This window comes from uncultured Roseibium sp. (assembly GCF_947499295.1).
Classification (GTDB): Bacteria; Pseudomonadota; Alphaproteobacteria; order Rhizobiales; family Stappiaceae; genus Roseibium.
Map to the genome: position 1 here is coordinate 44001 of NZ_CANMNP010000016.1, position 16978 is coordinate 60978.

General features: G+C 56.2%; 19 protein-coding genes. 8 read left to right on the forward strand and 11 right to left on the reverse strand.

Annotated features, from left to right (window positions below; genetic code table 11):
- Positions 1 to 14: 14 nt before the first annotated feature.
- Entirely contained in the window at positions 15 to 776 is a 762-nt protein-coding gene (locus Q0835_RS21850; RefSeq protein WP_298812254.1) for a tellurite resistance TerB family protein, read from the reverse strand.
- Between the two features lie 186 nt (positions 777 to 962).
- Here Q0835_RS21850 and Q0835_RS21855 point away from each other — a divergent pair, with 186 nt between their 5' ends.
- Positions 963 to 1457 (forward strand): hypothetical protein, encoded by a 495-nt coding sequence (locus tag Q0835_RS21855; protein WP_298964268.1) that lies wholly within the window; start codon positions 963 to 965, stop codon positions 1455 to 1457.
- Positions 1458 to 1462: 5 nt separating this feature from the next.
- Here the strand turns inward: Q0835_RS21855 and Q0835_RS21860 are convergent, their stop codons facing one another.
- On the reverse strand, positions 1463 to 1936 hold the full coding sequence (locus Q0835_RS21860) for an Lrp/AsnC family transcriptional regulator (RefSeq protein WP_298964271.1): 474 nt from the start codon (positions 1934 to 1936) through the stop codon (positions 1463 to 1465).
- Between the two features lie 128 nt (positions 1937 to 2064).
- Between Q0835_RS21860 and hppD the strand changes: the two genes are divergently transcribed.
- Positions 2065 to 3177 (forward strand): 4-hydroxyphenylpyruvate dioxygenase, encoded by a 1113-nt coding sequence (gene hppD, locus Q0835_RS21865; protein WP_298964274.1) that lies wholly within the window; start codon positions 2065 to 2067, stop codon positions 3175 to 3177.
- A 395-nt stretch (positions 3178 to 3572) separates the two neighbouring features.
- On the opposite strand, the gene gshB is transcribed toward hppD, so the two are convergent.
- The 3 genes from gshB to rsmI all read right to left on the reverse strand — a co-directional run bounded on the left by gshB (position 3573) and on the right by rsmI (position 6006).
- Positions 3573 to 4517 (reverse strand): glutathione synthase, encoded by a 945-nt coding sequence (gene gshB / locus Q0835_RS21870; protein WP_298812266.1) that lies wholly within the window; start codon positions 4515 to 4517, stop codon positions 3573 to 3575.
- Between the two features lie 176 nt (positions 4518 to 4693).
- The gene (locus Q0835_RS21875; protein WP_298964277.1) at positions 4694 to 5092 is read right to left on the reverse strand and encodes a YraN family protein; all 399 of its coding nucleotides are present in this window, start codon (positions 5090 to 5092) and stop codon (positions 4694 to 4696) included.
- Positions 5092 to 6006: a 16S rRNA (cytidine(1402)-2'-O)-methyltransferase gene (rsmI, locus tag Q0835_RS21880; RefSeq protein ID WP_298964280.1), complete on the reverse strand. Its 915-nt coding sequence runs from the start codon at positions 6004 to 6006 to the stop codon at positions 5092 to 5094. The genes Q0835_RS21875 and rsmI overlap by 1 nt, the downstream gene beginning before the upstream one ends.
- Before the next feature lie 86 nt (positions 6007 to 6092).
- Between rsmI and Q0835_RS21885 the strand changes: the two genes are divergently transcribed.
- Both Q0835_RS21885 and coaBC read left to right on the forward strand, forming a co-directional pair.
- On the forward strand, positions 6093 to 7427 hold the full coding sequence (locus Q0835_RS21885) for a penicillin-binding protein activator (protein ID WP_298964282.1): 1335 nt from the start codon (positions 6093 to 6095) through the stop codon (positions 7425 to 7427).
- A 54-nt stretch (positions 7428 to 7481) separates the two neighbouring features.
- A complete protein-coding gene (coaBC, locus tag Q0835_RS21890) occupies positions 7482 to 8705 on the forward strand; it encodes a bifunctional phosphopantothenoylcysteine decarboxylase/phosphopantothenate--cysteine ligase CoaBC (protein ID WP_298964284.1) in 1224 nt (407 codons plus the stop codon).
- A gap of 24 nt (positions 8706 to 8729) precedes the next feature.
- Here the strand turns inward: coaBC and Q0835_RS21895 are convergent, their stop codons facing one another.
- From Q0835_RS21895 to Q0835_RS21905, 3 genes are read right to left on the reverse strand one after another with little or no spacing between them, the layout of a single operon-like run.
- Complete coding sequence (locus Q0835_RS21895) at positions 8730 to 9620, reverse strand: class III extradiol ring-cleavage dioxygenase (RefSeq protein ID WP_298964286.1); 891 nt, start codon at positions 9618 to 9620, stop codon at positions 8730 to 8732.
- A gap of 53 nt (positions 9621 to 9673) precedes the next feature.
- Positions 9674 to 10255: an OmpA family protein gene (locus Q0835_RS21900; RefSeq protein WP_298812280.1), complete on the reverse strand. Its 582-nt coding sequence runs from the start codon at positions 10253 to 10255 to the stop codon at positions 9674 to 9676.
- 20 nt (positions 10256 to 10275) lie between these two features.
- The gene (locus Q0835_RS21905) at positions 10276 to 10692 is read right to left on the reverse strand and encodes a hypothetical protein (protein ID WP_298812282.1); all 417 of its coding nucleotides are present in this window, start codon (positions 10690 to 10692) and stop codon (positions 10276 to 10278) included.
- A 204-nt stretch (positions 10693 to 10896) separates the two neighbouring features.
- On the opposite strand from Q0835_RS21905, the gene dut reads away from it, so the two are divergent.
- From dut to cysK, 3 genes are all read left to right on the forward strand, one after another.
- A complete protein-coding gene (dut, locus tag Q0835_RS21910; RefSeq protein ID WP_298812283.1) occupies positions 10897 to 11346 on the forward strand; it encodes a dUTP diphosphatase in 450 nt (149 codons plus the stop codon).
- A gap of 20 nt (positions 11347 to 11366) precedes the next feature.
- Positions 11367 to 12026, forward strand: a complete 660-nt coding sequence (locus tag Q0835_RS21915) for an HAD family hydrolase (RefSeq protein WP_298964288.1) — start codon at positions 11367 to 11369, stop codon at positions 12024 to 12026.
- 143 nt (positions 12027 to 12169) lie between these two features.
- Positions 12170 to 13129, forward strand: coding sequence for a cysteine synthase A (cysK, locus tag Q0835_RS21920; protein ID WP_298964291.1), 960 nt, complete (start codon positions 12170 to 12172; stop codon positions 13127 to 13129).
- Between the two features lie 50 nt (positions 13130 to 13179).
- Here the strand turns inward: cysK and Q0835_RS21925 are convergent, their stop codons facing one another.
- Positions 13180 to 13770 carry a GNAT family N-acetyltransferase gene (locus Q0835_RS21925; protein WP_298964293.1) on the reverse strand — a complete coding sequence of 197 codons (591 nt, stop codon included), beginning with the start codon at positions 13768 to 13770 and terminating at the stop codon, positions 13180 to 13182.
- A gap of 8 nt (positions 13771 to 13778) precedes the next feature.
- Positions 13779 to 14096 carry a heavy metal-binding domain-containing protein gene (locus Q0835_RS21930; RefSeq protein WP_298812290.1) on the reverse strand — a complete coding sequence of 106 codons (318 nt, stop codon included), beginning with the start codon at positions 14094 to 14096 and terminating at the stop codon, positions 13779 to 13781.
- Positions 14097 to 14321: 225 nt separating this feature from the next.
- Here Q0835_RS21930 and Q0835_RS21935 point away from each other — a divergent pair, with 225 nt between their 5' ends.
- Positions 14322 to 15362 carry a zinc-dependent alcohol dehydrogenase family protein gene (locus tag Q0835_RS21935; RefSeq protein ID WP_298964296.1) on the forward strand — a complete coding sequence of 347 codons (1041 nt, stop codon included), beginning with the start codon at positions 14322 to 14324 and terminating at the stop codon, positions 15360 to 15362.
- A gap of 38 nt (positions 15363 to 15400) precedes the next feature.
- On the opposite strand, the gene Q0835_RS21940 is transcribed toward Q0835_RS21935, so the two are convergent.
- Complete coding sequence (locus tag Q0835_RS21940) at positions 15401 to 16927, reverse strand: YifB family Mg chelatase-like AAA ATPase (RefSeq protein ID WP_298964299.1); 1527 nt, start codon at positions 16925 to 16927, stop codon at positions 15401 to 15403.
- Positions 16928 to 16978 lie beyond the last annotated feature (51 nt).

A 16978-nucleotide genomic window follows, 5' to 3' on the forward strand; every position in this document is an offset into this window, starting at 1 on the left:
TTCGCTATGCTTGCCTAGTTGGCGAGTTCCGCTTCCCGCACGGCGAGTTCGATCTCGTCGACCAGGCCGGCTTCAAGACCGAGCCGCGCTGCCAGCATTTGCAAATAGGCCTTTTCGGCCGGGTGGTCGGGGTCAATCGCAATGCGGGAGGCTGCATAGATTTCCGCTGCAGATTCCGGACAGGAAGCACTTGCTACCACCTTGTCGAGGTCGAGCGGCGAGCGAAGTTCATCCATGAGGAAGGCTTTCGCTTCGCTGTCCAGACCGGCTTCATCGATTTTCGCAAAAATTCTGTCTTGCTCTTCCCGGTCGATATGTCCGTCGGCTTTCGCCGCCGAGATCATGGCCGTCAAAAGGGCGACTGCGAACTGGTTTTCGCCTCCTGGCTGCTGCGCCGGATCAAAGGCGGTGCCGCGCGGCGCCTCCAGTGGAATGGGTTCGTCCTGGGGATATTGAGGACGTGGCGCATTCTGCTGATTGGCCTTATGGCCCTGATAGGCCTTGTAGGCGAGGCCTGCAACCAGGGCGAGCCCCCCATAAGTCACAGCTTTCTTGCCCATTTTCCGGCCAGTTTTTGAACCCAGCATCAGACCGGCTAAACCGCCAAGTGCAAGTCCGCCACCTTGGGACGACAGAAAATCCTTGCCCTGGGACAGGAGGTCACCTGAACCGCCACGTTGAGCAGCAGCACCGCCGCGGCCGCCATATTGGTTCCCCGGTTGACCGCCACCCTGGCTTCCCAGAAACTGATCCAGCAAGGATTTTGCGTCAAACATCAATTGGCTCCTTTGAACGGCCCCTGCCGGGGCAAAAACACATTTGCCCTATCAAATGGGACTTTCTTCCGGAGGCGCAAGATTAGGCTACAGTCTGCGACACATTTATACCGGCCAATTCACATCCGATTGGGACATGAAAGACGTTCGTTGCTTCCAAATAATTCAATCCGACGGACTGCGGTCATGGTGATTTCTGCCCTGATAGCAGTAAGCGGTGGCACAACGACCGCGCTGTCTGCAGACGGTGCTTACGATGCCTATTTGTCCGTCACCGATGCAACGCTCAAAGCCTCCTATGCCAAGATGATGGCGCAGGAAGACATCAGCTCGACTGACAAGCTTTTTGCGCATCGCATCGAAGGGTGCGCGCAAGGTCCAGAAAACAGAACCATTCACGCTGTGCAGGACCGCGGCTCACCGCGCGGCGCTGAGTTCCCGACCTTCGTCTTTGTATCCGAGCCTAACGGCGACCGTTTGCAGCTCATACAAAAGGCTTCTGCTGGCCGACATCTCTATGTCCTTGAAGCGAGTGCCTGTCAGCCCGATGCCTGTCTTTTGTCCGCAGAAAAGGGGTATTCGGATATTTGCCTTGCCGACGGAGCAGGACGACCGGGCGAAGACCTCCCTGGCCTGCGCCAGGATTTCTGGTCGGATCTCTTCAAACTCCTGGGGCTGTGAAGCCCCTAAGACCGTCCAAGCGGCAACAGATTGTCGTCTTTCAGTGTTTCCATGGCGATCGATGATCTGACGTGATGGACAGCTTCCTGGGGCAAAAGCTCGTCATTGATGACATGGCTAAGTGCTTTCAGATCCGGAACGACGATCTTGAGCATATAATCCTGGTCACCTGTCAGTGTATGAGCTTCCTGCACTTCCGGCATTGCCTTGACCATATTGCGGAACCGGCGGGCATTCTCCCTGCTGTGAGCGCCCAGCGTGACTCCGACAAATGCAGTGACCATCAAGCCCAGCGCCTCGGCGTCGAGCGCGGCCTTGTATCGACGGATGATACCCGCTTCTTCCAGCTTGGCTCTCCTGCGGGAAACCTGACTTGCAGACAGATTGATCACGTCACCCAACTCGGAATTGGTGAGCGCAGCATTTTCCTGCAATGCAGCCAACAACTTCACATCATATCCATCCAACGCAACTGTCATGCGTCTTTCCTTAAATTTCTGCATGAACCATGCACCATCTTACGCGAAATCACGTGCTTTGCACACACGATGCGCATCTTTGCCTCCATCCTGCTCTTAATGACTAAAGCTCCAGAGGAGGCTCTTTTATGGGACCGTTTCCGCATGATGCACCACCTGCTCAAATAAATGACCAGAATCCTGCCGGCACCGATGGTTTCGAGTTTGTTGAATTTGCCCATCCAGAGCCGGAAAAGCTCGACGCCTTGTTCCGCAAGATGGGGTATGTCCCTGTTGCAAAACACAAGAGCAAGAACATCACGCTCTACCGTCAGGGCGATGTGACCTATGTCTTGAACGCGGAGCCAGGCAGTCACGGCATGTCATTTGTCGAAACGCACGGTCCTTGCGCTCCGTCCATGGCCTGGCGTGTTGTCGATGCGCAAAAGGCTTTTGAGCATGCCGTTGCAAAAGGCGCGACACCCTATGAAGGCGACGGCAAGGTCCTGGCAGCACCAGCAATCGTCGGCATCGGCGGATCGCTCCTCTATTTTGTCGACAGATATGGTGGAGCAGGCTCAGCCTATACCGCTGAATTCGATTGGCTCGGCGAAGAAAATCCGAGAGCGGGCGGTGTCGGATTTTATTATCTCGACCATCTCACTCACAATGTCTATCGCGGCAACATGGACAAATGGTGGGATTTCTATCGTGATCTCTTCAACTTCAAGCAGATCCATTTCTTCGACATCGATGGCCGCATCACGGGTCTCGTCAGCCGCGCGATCACGAGCCCTTGCGGCAAGATCCGAATTCCTTTGAACGAATCCAAGGACGATACCAGTCAGATCGAGGAATACCTGAAAAAATATAATGGCGAAGGCATCCAGCACATCGCTGTAGGAACCGACGACATTTACGACAGCACGGACAAGCTTGCCGCAAACGAGCTGAAATTCATGCCCGGCCCTCCCGACACCTATTACGAACGATCTTCCGAGCGCGTTCAGGGTCATGAAGAGCCGATCGACCGTATGAAGAAACATGGCATTCTGATCGATGGCGAAGGGGTGATCGATGGCGGGACCACCAAGATCCTGCTGCAGATTTTTTCAAAGACCGTAATCGGTCCGATATTCTTCGAATTTATCCAGAGAAAGGGCGACGAGGGTTTCGGCGAAGGTAATTTTCGCGCGCTCTTTGAGTCCATCGAAGAAGATCAGATCCGCCGAGGCGTGATTAAGACCGAAGCCGCCGAGTAATCCCACTTGCCGGTCGCTTTGGAAAGTCGCTTTCTCCTGACGAGAGAGCGGCCTTTTTCGATGCAGGCCTTCTTTAGAAAGCTCCACCAAGTCCTTCCTGAAACAGCAACTTTCGGTATATCTCGGGGGCGAGTTTACGGTTATCAGTTTTTTTGCCGATTTTTTTGCAAAAAAATTTTACATCATAACCTGCTGAAAAATATACGCTTTTTCAGACAACTTCAGCCTTGGGAGACAATCTCAAGACATTTTTCGAAAAAGTTCGGGAACAAGCCCGGTTCAGACGGGTTTTACTGTCAGAGGCTGCCGAGTAGGCCCTCTGTTGCATTGTCTAAGCACAAACTTCTAATACCTCTGCGCATTGCGTAGAGGTTTTTTTTGCTCGTGCAGTTTTCCTATGATTTGACCTTTGCTTCGAGCACGTCCCAGACCTTGGCCGCGACATCAGGACCGCCAAGATTGCGGATTGCCCTGATGCCCGTGGGCGCCGTGACGTTGATCTCTGTCAGCAAGCCGTCAATAACATCGATACCGACCAGAATGAGACCTTTCTCGCGCAGGGACGGGCCGAGACGCGCGCAGATTTCGCGCTCGCGATCCGTCAAGTCACTGTCGGTCGGTGCACCGCCACGAACCATGTTGGATCTGAGATCACCCTCCGCCGGAACGCGATTGACAGCTCCTGCGAATTCACCATTGACCAGCAGGATACGCTTGTCGCCGTGTTTTACATTCGGCAGGAATTGCTGGATCACCCAGGGCTCCCTAAATGTCGCATCGAAAAAATCATAGAGGGAGCCGTAGTTGAGGTCGTCGTTGGTGATGCGGAATACTGCTGCGCCCCCATGGCCAAACAGCGGCTTCATGACGATGTCACCATACTCCTGGCGGAACAGGTCTATTTCCGCCCGGTCCTTGGTGATCAGCGTCGGTGGCATAAGGTCCGCAAATTCGGTGACAAACAGTTTTTCAGGTGCGTTGCGCACTTCCCTGGGATCATTGACGACCAGCGTAGAAGGATGGATTTTTTCAAGAATGTGCGTTGCCGCAATATAAGACAGATCAAATGGCGGGTCCTGACGCATCAGCACAACGTCCATGTCGCGCATGTCGACGCGCCGCCGTTCTCCAAGTGTGAAGTGATTTCCCTTCTGATCGCGAACCTCGACATGTTCCAGCGCGCAGAAAACCTCATCACCCCGCAATGCCAGCCGTTCAGGCGTATAGTGGTAAAGCTCATGACCCCTGGACTGAGCCTCAAGCATCAGTGCAAAAGCACTGTCCCCTGCAATATTGATGGTCGAGATATGGTCCATCTGGACCGCAACTTTCAGAGCCATGAGATAACTTCCGGCGGGCGCGCTTCAGCGCGAAGGGATTTTAGATCGGGTGGTCCAGATATGCGTTCGGTTTAAGGCTTTGTCCAGAGGGGGTCTCGTTTGCGACGACGCTCCACCGAGATGAAGGTTATCGGAACCGGATGGACAGCGTTCGGTCAGCGTCGCCAGGGCGTCGGTCAATCCCGAGCTTCAAACGCGTTTTCAATCCGCTCCGGCAAGGCCCACGGACGAACAACGACAACATCGAAGCGGAGTGTAAAAAATCCTGCCTTGGGATGTTTCGAGACAAAAATCCTTGCTGCCTTGGCAATACGCCTCTGGCTGGCCGGGGTCACGGCTTCCAGCGCCGCATCGCGGGTCTTGCGCGCTTTGACCTCAATGAAGGCAACCGTCTTGCGTTTCTTGGCAATCAGATCGATCTCGCCTGCCTTTGTCTTGTAACGACGTTTCAGGATTCGCCATCCCGTCAGGCGCAAATACCAGGCAGCCCAGGTCTCGGCTGCCAATCCGCGCTTGTGCGCCCTTTGCCGCTTTGCCGTTTCGCTCTTTTGGCGCTTTTGGCTGGGGGAAGCCATCAGTTGCCGGTATCCTTTAGTTCAAGTGCGCGCTTGTAAACATCGCTGCGCTCAAGACCGGTCGCCTTGGCAATTTTCTTTGCAGCAGCGCTTACCGGCATTTCAACGAGTGCTTCGCTCAAGAGTGCGTCCAGATCGTCAGCGTCTTCTTCTGGTGCCGCTTCCGGTGGGCCGACAAGGATAACAATCTCTCCCTTGAAGACCGTATCCTCAAACCTTTCGGCAAGCTCACCAAGTGTTCCGCGCTCAAATGTTTCGAAGCGTTTGGTCAATTCGCGCGCGACCACAGCGTCACGTCCCTGTCCCAAAGAGGCTGCCATCGATTGCAATGTGGCACCGGTCCGGTGTGGAGACTCAAAAAAGATCAACGTCGCCGGGATCTTCGCCAGTTCTTCCAGTCTCCTGGATTTTGGCCCGCCCTTTTGCGGTAAAAACCCGGCAAAAAGCACCGTGTCGCTTGGCAGGCCAGAGGCTACCAGCCCACTGAGCGGCGCGGAAGCTCCAGGGATAGGAATGACCTTGTGTCCGGCAGCGACAACGTCACGAACCAATCTGTATCCAGGGTCTGAAACAAGTGGCGTTCCGGCGTCGGAAACAAGCGCCACCGCCTTCCCGCTTTCCAATGTTCCCATGATCTTGGGACGCTGTTTGTCAGCGTTGTGCTCGTGATAGGGCATCAACGGTGTTTTCAAACCGAATTTCTGAGTAAGCGTGGACGTAACACGCGTGTCTTCACAAGCGATGACGCTGCTCGCGGCCAGGGTTTCCAGTGCTCGGACGGTAATGTCACCCAAATTCCCGATCGGCGTTGAAACGATATAAAGCGCCGGTTCCAGATTGGGGGCGGAAAAGAAGTGTTCGGAGAGGCTGTAGCGGTTTTTGTCCCCGGACGGAGCAGGTAAATCTGTCGCCATGGCAGGTCCTTTCCTTCCGACAGCACGGGGAAGGGTCCTGCCGCTGGAATGATTCATATCCTTGCGCTATCGCCTGATCGCACCCGATGCAAGGCAAATCCACCGTTGATCAGATGGATATGCTGTTGAAACGCCATCAAAACTGGACAGGTTCGAAACGAATACGTAAGTCTTTCCCAAAGGGTGGATTGACAGATATGGCAAGCGGAATGCGGGGCGACGACGCGCAACAGCGCAGACGGTTATTCTTGAAAACGGCACTGGCCGGTACCGGCACGATGCTGCTTGGCGGGTGCGTGGGCTCGAACCTCGGATCTTATCCAGGCAATCAGATACAACCTGAAGCACAGCCACAGATCTCAGGCGAGGTGATCGGGTCCGGCTCAGTCCGCATTGGTCTTTTGTTGCCGCTGGCAAGTACCAGCACCGACGCATCTGTCGGCACAGTCTTTAAAAATGCTGCCGCTCTGGCCCTTCAGAATTTTCCAAGTGCCGATCTGCAGCTGCTGGTCAAAGACACGGGCGGAACGGCCACGGGAGGACGCGCTGCTGCCCAGGCTGCCATTTCCGAAGGTGCAGAACTCATCCTCGGCCCCGTGTTTTCTGCCGCGGTTTCAGGGGCCGCGCAGGCAGCTAGATCCAGTGGCGTTCCAGTGATCGCGTTTTCAACCGACACGTCCGTTGCTTCACGAGGCATCTATCTGCTGAGCTTCTTGCCTGAAGGCAACGTCAAGCGCATCATCGGATACGCCAACAGCCAGCGAAAAAGCTCTTATGCAGCCCTCATTCCGGAGAGCCCCTACGGTGCCGTGGTCGAAGCAGCATTCCGCCAGGAAGTCGGCCGAGGTTCGGGACGGATCGCCACAATCCAACGATACAAGCAAAACGGCTCGGATACCTCCGATCTGGTCGCCAAGACGTCGGCCTTGACATCGGTCCTCAACAATATCGATGCGTTGTTCGTGCCCGCTGGAGGGTCTGCACCAAGCACTGTCGTTCAGACACTCGTTGGGCAAGGCGCTGATTTCGGCAGGATCAAACTGCTGGGAACCGGACAATGGGACGTTGGCCAGATCAAAAGCAATCCAGCTCTCGCCGGCGCATGGTTCGCCGGCCCTGAAGATCAGAACTTCACCACTTTCGCGCAGCAATACCAGAAGACCTACGGCTCCGGACCGCCACGCAACGCCAGCCTTGCATATGATGGTGTGACGCTGTGCGCAGGTCTCGTGCGTGCGGCAGGCCAGCAGCGTTTTCAGCAGAATATTCTGACCAACCGCGACGGATTCATCGGTATTGACGGGCTGTTCCGCTTTCAGTCCAATGGCCTCAATCAGCGTGGACTTGCCGTCTTCCAGCTCACCGGTGCGGGTGTACAGGTGATATCGCCAGCGCCAAGGGACTTCAGGTCCGGCTTCTAGCGTGCTGCACACGTTCAGAACACGCCGCGCATTCGTCGGGGGTAGAAAGTCAAGATGCTGAGCGGCAAACAAATCGTATTGATTATCAGCGGTGGTATAGCCGCCTACAAGTCACTCGATCTAATCCGGCGCCTTAAAGAACGCGGGGCGCGTGTCGTTCCGGTCATGACAAGAGGCGCACAGGAATTCATCACACCTCTCTCCGTCGGAGCTCTGTCAGCCGAAAAGGTGTTCACCAGCCTTTTTGACCGGGAAGACGAACACGACGTTGGTCACATCCGGCTTGCCCGCGATCACGACATGATCCTGATTGCGCCAGCCACTGCCGATCTCATGGCAAAAATGGCGCATGGTATTGCCGACGACCTGGCAACTGCAGTTCTTTTGGCAACAGATGCACCCGTTCTGATCGCTCCGGCAATGAACCCCAAGATGTGGCAGAACGCTGCAACCCAGCGAAATTTCAAGACGCTGAAACAGCGTGGCTTGACCTTTTGCGGTCCTGCGTCGGGCGAGATGGCTGAAAGAGGAGAGGCCGGCGTCGGGCGAATGAGCGAACCGCTTGAGATCGTTGCGGCCGCAGAGGTTCTGCTGCGGGACATGGACGCCAAGGCCGGGAACCTGCCACTTGCCGGCAAGCATGTTTTGATCACTTCCGGGCCGACCCATGAACCGATCGACCCCGTACGCTATATCGCCAACCGTTCATCCGGCAAGCAAGGTCACGCTCTGGCGAAGGCCGCCTTTGCAGCAGGTGCACGCGTCACGCTTGTGTCCGGACCTGTGACATTGCCCGATCCGGACAACATTGAAACACACCATGTTGAGAGCGCTGCGGAGATGCTGGAGGCCGTCAAGGCCAGCCTTCCCGCCGACATTGCGATCATGGCGGCCGCCGTCGCTGATTGGCGCGTGACATCCGAAGGCAAGCAGAAGATCAAGAAAGATGGGAGCGGCAGGCCTCCCAGGCTGGATCTTGCCGAGAACCCCGACATCCTTAAAACCATCGGGCACCATTCTGACATGCGGCCCAGGCTGTTGATCGGCTTTGCCGCCGAAACGCAGGACCTTGTTGCCAATGCGCGAGCCAAACTGGAGCGCAAGAATGCCGACTGGATCGTTGCCAATGACGTCAGTCCCGAAACCGGCATCATGGGCGGTGATGCCAACACGATCCGGCTTGTCAGCAAGGACGGAGTGGAGGACTGGCCGCAAATGAGCAAGTCGGACGTTGCAGCCAGGATCATCGCACGCGCCGGCGCCGCCTTGATCTCCTGAGCTCGTTCTGAACTTGCGCTTCTGTTATGCGTCGAAGTTCATATAGCTCATGCTGATCGACCCATATTCATAACTCCGATGCAACAATTTGGGCCTAGCATTGGGCTCACCGGCCCCAAAGGCAAAGAAGAGCGGTAGAAGGTGTTCCTCGGTGGGATGGTTCCTGCGGAAGTCAGGCGCGGCTTCCAGATCTTCAAAATATTCGATGGAGCCTGTTTCCAGTCCCTGGTCCAGCCATCTGTCGAAGCCGGACACCCAATCGGGTGCCGGAGATCCCTGAGGCGCGATGTGGCGCAGATTGTGGGTCGTGCTGCCGGAACCGACTATCAGATACCCTTTTGTCTTTAACGGAGCGAGGCCTCTGCCAAGCTGAAAGAGCGAGGCTGGTGTGCTTCCGAAGGGCAAAGACAGCGCGATGACGGGAATATCCGCTTTGGGATAGGCAAGGGACAGCGGCACCCAAGCTACATGGTCGAGACCCCATTCGCTGTCGAGGACGACGTCGTGACCTTGATTTTCAAGCAGACGAGCAACTTCGTCTACCTGATCCTCATCTGCAAATGCGGGATAGTCGATGCCGTAAAGCGGTTTCGGGAAGCCTTGAAAATCACGGTAAGTTCGCAGGCGGCCCGGAGCAGAAAGCTTCAAGCCTTGCGTTTCCCAGTGAGCCGACAGGATGATAATGGCTTCCGGAGTGGGCATGTCATCCGCGAATGACTTCAAAAATCGGCTGGCCGCCGTATCTTCCAGAGCAAGGGTCGGTGCGCCATGTGCGAAAAACACTGACGGCGTCTTGATCTCCTGCATCTCACACGCTCCGCTCATCCGTTCAGTTTGTTCAAGATGAACATAGGCGTAGTAGGCATCTTCATTAATGCCCTGATCGGAGAAGGCCTGTTCCCGGATCGTGAACAATTAAAAACCGCCTCCGGATGACCGGAAGCGGCAATTTTGCAATGCAATGATTGTTATCTGTAGCCGACATTAATCAGCTGAACACGGCGGTTGATCGCCGCATCCGGCTTGGATGGCTCGCGAAGCTGCTCTTCGCCCATACCCACGGCGAACAGATACTGGCTGGGAACCTGGAAAGTGGTGACAAGCGCTTCCCGTACTGCCTTTGCACGCCTGATGGAGAGTTCAAGATTATACTCGCGATCGCCCTTGGCATCGGTGTGCCCGACGATAAAGAAGGTCTGGCCTTGCAGATATGGCGTGTGCAATGCGTCCGCGATCAAACCGACTGTCTCATAGGACTCAGGTTTAATGCGCGCAGAATCAAAGTCGAAAGTGATTTCGATGTTGAACTGCCGCAAGGAAGCCAACTTGTCCCAAAGAGGCACGCCTTGCGGCGAGTTGGCGCCTGGATACTTCTGGATGTTTTCAAATGCTGCCTTTTGCAACGCATCTGCGCTGACATCCACTTTTTGCTGAGCACCCTGAAGTGAATTGATGATCTCGTTCCGGTTCAGTTGTGTCTGCGCCGATGAACCCACGACCGCTGTCGTCATAACGGCAGCCGAAAGACCTGCCAAAAGAAGCTTTTTCATTTTAGTCTCCCAATCCGGTCTTAGCGGTAGCCAGCAAGATCAATTGCCGTGTTGCATTTTTCGCCGACAGAACGCTGTGCCTTCAAAAGGCAGCGCAAGACATGACCTGCGCCTTCCTTGACACCCTTGCACAGACGGCGGGCGTCATTGGTGCAGATCTTGGGAGCTGCGGCCTGTGCAGCAAGACGTTCCTGAATGAGGGATGCGACCACTGCGCGGTCGGCATTGCATTTTTGTGAGACTTTTGCCTCGTTTTGAGCAAGGCATTGACCGATGCCGTTATCCGCGAGCGTGGCACTCTTGCAGTATTTATCGATGTCCGCTCCGCAGCTTGCAGATAGTATTTTAATAGCTTCCGCAAAGCCGACGGTTTGGGCGGCAGCAGGAGCGTTCGCCATCAATAGCGTGGCCGTCAATGCAAAAATCAAACGTTTCATGTTGTGAATCTCCCAACCAGGGGCAAAAGGGAAACGACCGCTCACCCCAGACAACATTCCGACACGCCAGAGTGTTTCAGGAGATTTCTGCGACCGCAAGTATATCTTTGATTTTTCTGGTTAATGAGCTTTTCACCATTGCCAATCTTGACAGCGCTTTGCGAATGTCGTCCCTCGGCACAAATCAACATCCGGAACCTAATGATGCCCGTTACGTTGGAACTCAAGCGCCTGGACCATGGGTTGGACCTGCCCCTCCCCTCCTATCAATCAGAACTTGCCGCCGGCCTCGACCTTTTGGCGGCGGTTGATGACCCTGTCACCCTGGCACCGGGTGAACGTATGCTCGTGCCGACAGGACTTTCCATGGCGCTGCCGGCAGGTTTCGAGGCGCAGGTCCGACCACGCTCGGGCCTTGCTGCAAAACATGGAGTTACGGTCCTCAATACGCCGGGTACCATCGACGCGGATTATCGCGGCGAAGTGAAGGTCATTCTGATCAACTTTGGCCAGGAGCCCTTTCAAATTTCCCGCGCCGACCGGATCGCGCAGATGGTTATCGCACCGGTGTTGCAGGCCGCGATTACGGAAGTTGATGTTCTGTCTGAAACAAATCGTGGAACCGGCGGCTTCGGTTCAACGGGCCGCAGCTAAGAACCGGGAATGACAAGCGCATGACCCCCAGTCTCGTAATTTTCGATTGCGATGGTGTTCTGGTCGACACCGAACGCATGACCAATCAGAACATGGCAGATCTGGTCTCCGCACTTGGATTTGAAATCAGCGGCGCGGAATGTCAGCGCCGCTTCATGGGTCGTACGCTGGAGAACGTGAAGGAGATGGTCGAAGATCTGATCGGGCACAAGCTGCCTGACGACTGGCCAGATCAGGTTCGTATGCGTGACCTTGAAAGCTTCAAGTCCGGTGTTCCAGCCATCGAAGGCATCGAAGGCGTTCTGGATGAGCTGGACAGACGCGGGGTCCCTTACTGCGTCGGGTCTTCGGGAAAGTATGAAAAGATGCACGCAACGCTTGGCAGTTCCGGCTTACTGCCTCGCGTCAAAGACCGTCTTTTCTCCGCACAGGACTGCGAACGGGGCAAACCTTCACCGGATGTCTTTTTGCTCGCTGCGAAAACAATGGGGCACCCGCCTGAAACCTGCGTCGTCATTGAAGACAGCCTGCCCGGCGTCCGGGCTGCTGTCGCTGCAGGAATGACCGTTTTTGCGTTTGCGGAAGATCCTGCGTCTGACAAAAAGGCACTGCACTCGGCCGGTGCTGTTCTCTTTGAGGAAATGGCTGGCCTTCCCGATCTTCTCTTTTCCAATACTTAGGTAATTCCTAGAAAATGGTTCCGCGGTCCACCGCGGATAGGCGATCTGCACCCCTTATATCTTTGCTGGGCGCATACTATCTTATCGCACTAGACCAAGGATACTGCCGGAAACGCGAATGCCCGGCAAACAGGGAGATTGCCATGTCCATGACGACCAGCGGCCGCGGAAAGATCTATTCCTCGATTACCGAAACCATTGGCGATACACCGATCGTGCGGCTCAACCGGCTTGCCCAGGCTCACGGCGTCAAAGGCAACCTTCTGGCGAAACTTGAGTTCTTCAATCCGATCGCAAGCGTCAAGGACCGCATTGGCGTTGCCATGATCGAAGCGATGGAAAAGGACGGCAAGATCGCTCCAGGCAAGACCACACTTGTCGAGCCGACTTCCGGCAACACAGGCATTGCATTGGCCTTTGTCGCAGCGGCCAAGGGATACCGCCTCATTTTGGTGATGCCTGAGACCATGTCTGTCGAACGCCGTAAGATGTTCAAGATCCTTGGCGCCGAACTGGAACTGACAGAGGGTCCAAAAGGCATGAAGGGCGCAATTGCGCGCGCAGAAGAACTGCTTGGCGAAATCGACGGTGCCGTTATGCCCCAACAATTCGAGAACCCCGCCAACCCCGAAATTCACCGCAACACAACTGCGCAGGAGATCTGGAACGACACCGATGGCAAAATCGATGTGTTTGTTTCAGGAATTGGAACCGGCGGCACAATTACAGGCGTAAGTCAGGTTCTGAAGGAGCGCAAGCCGGACCTTCACGTGGTTGCCGTCGAGCCGTCAGACAGTCCGATCCTGTCGGGTGGCAATCCTGGCCCGCACAAAATCCAGGGCATTGGAGCGGGCTTCGTCCCGGGTGTCCTTGAAACATCGATCTATGACGAAGTTCAAACCGTCGAGAATGACGCCGCTTTTGCGATGGCCCGCGAAGTTGCCAAGCTTGAAGGCGTGCCCGTCGGCATTTCCTCCGGAGCTGCGCTGACCGCGGCCATTCGTGTTGGGAAACGTGACGGGATGGAAGACAAGAACATTGTCGTGATCATCCCGTCTTTTGCGGAACGCTACTTGTCGACAGCGCTCTTTGACGACGTCTGATGACATCCGTCCCGCGGCAACCGCCGTGGGGCGGCCTGCCGGTAAGAACGTCAGACCGGCCTCTCCATTCTGGTTGCTGAGGAAAACCCGAACACGTATTTGAGCGGGCCTGTTTCCTCGCGGCTCAATGGCATGAACCCCTGCCTTTCGTAAAGAGCACGCGCGCGGGGATTTGTGTCGATCACGTCAAGGCGCACCCGAGACAGTTGCTGTCTTTGTGCTTCAATGCAAACTGCGTCCAGCAGCTTTGTGCCGATGCCCTGACCTCGCGCCCGCTCGCTGACGAAAATACCATCCATCAACAAGATCCCTGGCTCCACGTCACGCTCGAGCACATCAAGCACCATACCACGCCAGAAGCCCCCGAAGGGGCCGAATACGGCCGTCATGTCCGACAGCTCACCGGCAACCAGAGCTCCTTTGGCGGTCTTGAAACCGGCGAGACCAAGCAAGTCTCCCTCTTGGCCGAGTGCGCTGATGGCAAAGTCCGGATCCAGGATCCTCTCGATCAACTGCATCGCTTTGCGTTCAGGTGACAGGACCTTGCCGAGCTTTCCCCTGAAGGCCTGCCAGAAAAGGCCTGCTGCAACAGGCCGCTGATCTTCCGGAAACCCCGGAACAATTGTTATGCCAGCCGACATAAACAGGCCTAACGAACGATGACAGCTGTTCCCGTTGCGCTGACCATGAGCATCGATCCGTTCTGGCCAACCGTTTCGTAGTCAAGATCAACCCCGATGACGGCATTTGCACCAAGTGCCTGGGCTTGTTGACACATTTCATCAACGGCAATCTTGCGCGCCTTGGCAAGTTCTTCCTCGTATGCACCGGAGCGACCACCGACAATATCTCTGATGCCTGCGAAGAGATCCTTGAACAGGTTGGCTCCCAAAATCGCCTCGCCTGTCACGAGACCCTTGTAGTCCAGGTCCCGGCCTTGAATTGTGTTGGTGGTGGTGACAAGCATCCTGTTTCTCCGTTTACGGCATCCGCGCAATGACATGGGTTGGCCGATCGAGCATTGCAAGGAAATCGGGCAAATGCCAGATGCCGTTGGTTGTCCCTCTGGGCACGGGAATACATTTGAAGATCCTAGGCCTGATCAAGACAAAACAATTCTTCAAGTCTTTTCCGATGAAAAATGTAGTCTGGCACAAAGCCGTCAATTCCTCATTCCTCAAAAGGAAACGCCATGAAGGCCGTGTTCTTTGAAGCCTTTGCCCAGACACCGAAACTCGCCACCCTCCCGGATCCGGCACCGGAAGCACACGGTGCTGTTTTGAAAGTTGAGGCCACAGGTGTCTGCCGAAGCGACTGGCACGGCTGGATGGGCCACGATCCGGATATCGTTTTACCGCATGTTCCGGGCCATGAACTTGCCGGCATCGTTATGGAGGTTGGAAAGGACGTCCGCCGATGGAAGCCGGGCGACCGGGTAACGGTGCCCTTTGTCGGCGGATGCGGCACTTGTTCCGAATGTCACGCAGGTCATCAACAAGTTTGCGAAAACCAGTTTCAGCCAGGGTTTACACACTGGGGGTCATTTGCGGAATACGTGTCCATTCACAACGCCGACCTCAATCTCGTTGCTCTGCCCGATGACATGGCTTTCGCAACGGCCGCCAGTCTTGGATGCCGCTTTGCCACGTCATTTCGCGCTGTCGTTGATCAGGCAAGAACATCTGCCGGAGAATGGGTTGCCGTTCATGGGTGCGGCGGTGTCGGTCTCTCGGCTGTCATGATCGCAAATGCCATTGGCGCCAACGTTGTGGCAATCGATATTGCGGATGAGAAACTTTCCCTTGCCCGAGATCTTGGCGCCGTTGCCACGATCAACGGCGCCTTGGAACCAGATGTGGCCGGCGCGGTCATTGAGCTCACGCGCGGTGGCGCTCACGTCTCGGTCGACGCCCTTGGCCATCCAACGACCTGTTTCAATTCCATACAGAACCTGAGGCGCCGAGGACGGCATGTCCAGATCGGCCTGATGCTGGGCGACCAGAGCACCCCGCAGGTTCCGATGGCGAAGGTGATCGGGCAGGAACTGGAAATTTTGGGCAGCCACGGCATGCAGGCTCATCGATATGACGCCATGCTGGACATGGTAACAACCGGAAAACTGAACCCCTCCCGCTTGGTTGGCGAGGAGATCAGCCTCGAACAGTCAATTGCGGCACTCACGTCGATGGACCGCTTTCAATCCGTCGGCGCGACTGTCGTGACTCAGTTCTGATCTTTGGAAGCACGGTCGCTTGAGCGCGCTATTCCTGCTCAGGCCGCACGGCGCGACATGTCCTGGCCACGATAACTGAGGGCTTCCGTAAGATGGATACGGCCAACGCTGTCCATGCCGTCCAGATCGGCCAGCGTACGGGCCAGCTTGAGAACGCGATGATAGCCGCGTGCACTTAGATGCAGCCGTTCGGCGATTTCGTGTAGGAAAGCCAACCCTTTGCTGTCAGGTTGGGCGATTGTCTCAACGGCAGAAGCCGGAGCCTGGGCGTTGGTCCGGCAGGGCAATCCCAATGCCAGAAACCTCTGCTCCTGTATCCGGCGCGCCTCTGCCACCCTTGCTGCAACTGCCGACGACGCCTCACTTGCGGCAGGACCAATCAGATCAGACGCAGTAACGGCCGGCACGTCGATCCGCAGATCAATCCGATCAAGCAGCGGCCCGCTGACCCTGGCCTGATAGTCGGTCACACACCGCTCGCCGCGCCGGCACTGGTGGCCGGGCTCCCCAGCATGCCCGCAGCGGCACGGGTTCATCGCGGCAACCAGCTGAATGCGGGCAGGATAGGTCACCCGGTGGTTGGCCCTGGCAATGACGGCTTCACCGGATTCAAGCGGCTGGCGCAAACTGTCGAGGACCTGGGGATTGAACTCCGGCAACTCATCCAGAAAGAGCACACCATTATGCGCCAGAGACACTTCTCCGGGTTTTGCCTTCAGGCCGCCACCCACGAGTGCGGCCATGGACGCTGAATGGTGCGGTGACCGGAAAGGCCGCCTGTCGGTCAGTTTCCCTTCCGCAAGCTCTCCGGCCAAAGACGCGATCATCGAGACCTCAAGCAGTTCGCGCGGTGTCAACGCGGGCAGTATGGAGGGCAGACGACTGGCCAGCATGGATTTGCCGGAACCGGGCGGGCCGGTCATCAGCAGGTTGTGGCCCCCGGCAGCTGCAATTTCCAAGGCCCGGCGTGCACTTTCCTGACCTTTGACTTCGGCAAGGTCAGGCATGATGCCTGCATTGCTGTGCAGCTTTGCGGTCGGTCGGGACAGAACCTGGGTTCCCTTGAAGTGATTGGCCAGCTGAATGAGCGATCTGGGTGCAAGAACATCCATGTCCTTGTCCGCCCATGCGGCCTCACCTCCGCTTGCCTCGGGACAGATAAGACCCTTGCCCAGCGCATTGGCGCCCATCGCGGCAGGCAATACGCCCGTGACCGGTGCCAGGGTTCCGTCGAGCCCAAGCTCACCAAGTACGACATAACTTTCCAGGAATTCTGCCGGTATCGCACCAATTGCCGCCATGATGCCGAGGGCGATGGGAAGGTCATAATGTGATCCTTCCTTGGGCAAGTCCGCAGGCGCCAGGTTGACCGTCACCCGCTTTGCCGGCAGTGCAAGACCGGAGGCGCTGAGCGCTGCCCGCACGCGTTCCCTGCTTTCAGCAACTGCCTTGTCCGGAAGACCGACAATATTGAACATCACCGCGCCCGGTCCGACATGCACTTGCACATCCACCTTCACTGCATCGATGCCCTGAAACGCGACTGTCGCTATCCGGCTGACCATAACCTGCTCACTACCTTAAGATGCAACGCATCGAAGCATATCCGTGATCAG

Excerpts from the sequence above, each read along its gene's own strand:
- Q0835_RS21915 (WP_298964288.1), top strand. The coding sequence starts at position 11,367 with ATGACCCCCAGTCTCGTAATTTTCGATTGCGATGGTGTTCTGGTCGAC.
- Q0835_RS21885 (WP_298964282.1), top strand. The coding sequence starts at position 6,093 with ATGCAAGGCAAATCCACCGTTGATCAGATGGATATGCTGTTGAAACGC.
- gshB (WP_298812266.1), bottom strand. The coding sequence starts at position 4,517 with ATGGCTCTGAAAGTTGCGGTCCAGATGGACCATATCTCGACCATCAAT.
- dut (WP_298812283.1), top strand. The coding sequence starts at position 10,897 with ATGCCCGTTACGTTGGAACTCAAGCGCCTGGACCATGGGTTGGACCTG.
- hppD (WP_298964274.1), top strand. The coding sequence starts at position 2,065 with ATGGGACCGTTTCCGCATGATGCACCACCTGCTCAAATAAATGACCAG.
- Q0835_RS21925 (WP_298964293.1), bottom strand. The coding sequence starts at position 13,770 with ATGTCGGCTGGCATAACAATTGTTCCGGGGTTTCCGGAAGATCAGCGG.
- coaBC (WP_298964284.1), top strand. The coding sequence starts at position 7,482 with ATGCTGAGCGGCAAACAAATCGTATTGATTATCAGCGGTGGTATAGCC.
- Q0835_RS21860 (WP_298964271.1), bottom strand. The coding sequence starts at position 1,936 with ATGACAGTTGCGTTGGATGGATATGATGTGAAGTTGTTGGCTGCATTG.
- Q0835_RS21930 (WP_298812290.1), bottom strand. The coding sequence starts at position 14,096 with ATGCTTGTCACCACCACCAACACAATTCAAGGCCGGGACCTGGACTAC.
- cysK (WP_298964291.1), top strand. The coding sequence starts at position 12,170 with ATGTCCATGACGACCAGCGGCCGCGGAAAGATCTATTCCTCGATTACC.
- Q0835_RS21875 (WP_298964277.1), bottom strand. The coding sequence starts at position 5,092 with ATGGCTTCCCCCAGCCAAAAGCGCCAAAAGAGCGAAACGGCAAAGCGG.
- Q0835_RS21900 (WP_298812280.1), bottom strand. The coding sequence starts at position 10,255 with ATGAAAAAGCTTCTTTTGGCAGGTCTTTCGGCTGCCGTTATGACGACA.
- Q0835_RS21935 (WP_298964296.1), top strand. The coding sequence starts at position 14,322 with ATGAAGGCCGTGTTCTTTGAAGCCTTTGCCCAGACACCGAAACTCGCC.
- Q0835_RS21850 (WP_298812254.1), bottom strand. The coding sequence starts at position 776 with ATGTTTGACGCAAAATCCTTGCTGGATCAGTTTCTGGGAAGCCAGGGT.
- Q0835_RS21855 (WP_298964268.1), top strand. The coding sequence starts at position 963 with ATGGTGATTTCTGCCCTGATAGCAGTAAGCGGTGGCACAACGACCGCG.
- rsmI (WP_298964280.1), bottom strand. The coding sequence starts at position 6,006 with ATGGCGACAGATTTACCTGCTCCGTCCGGGGACAAAAACCGCTACAGC.
- Q0835_RS21940 (WP_298964299.1), bottom strand. The coding sequence starts at position 16,927 with ATGGTCAGCCGGATAGCGACAGTCGCGTTTCAGGGCATCGATGCAGTG.
- Q0835_RS21905 (WP_298812282.1), bottom strand. The coding sequence starts at position 10,692 with ATGAAACGTTTGATTTTTGCATTGACGGCCACGCTATTGATGGCGAAC.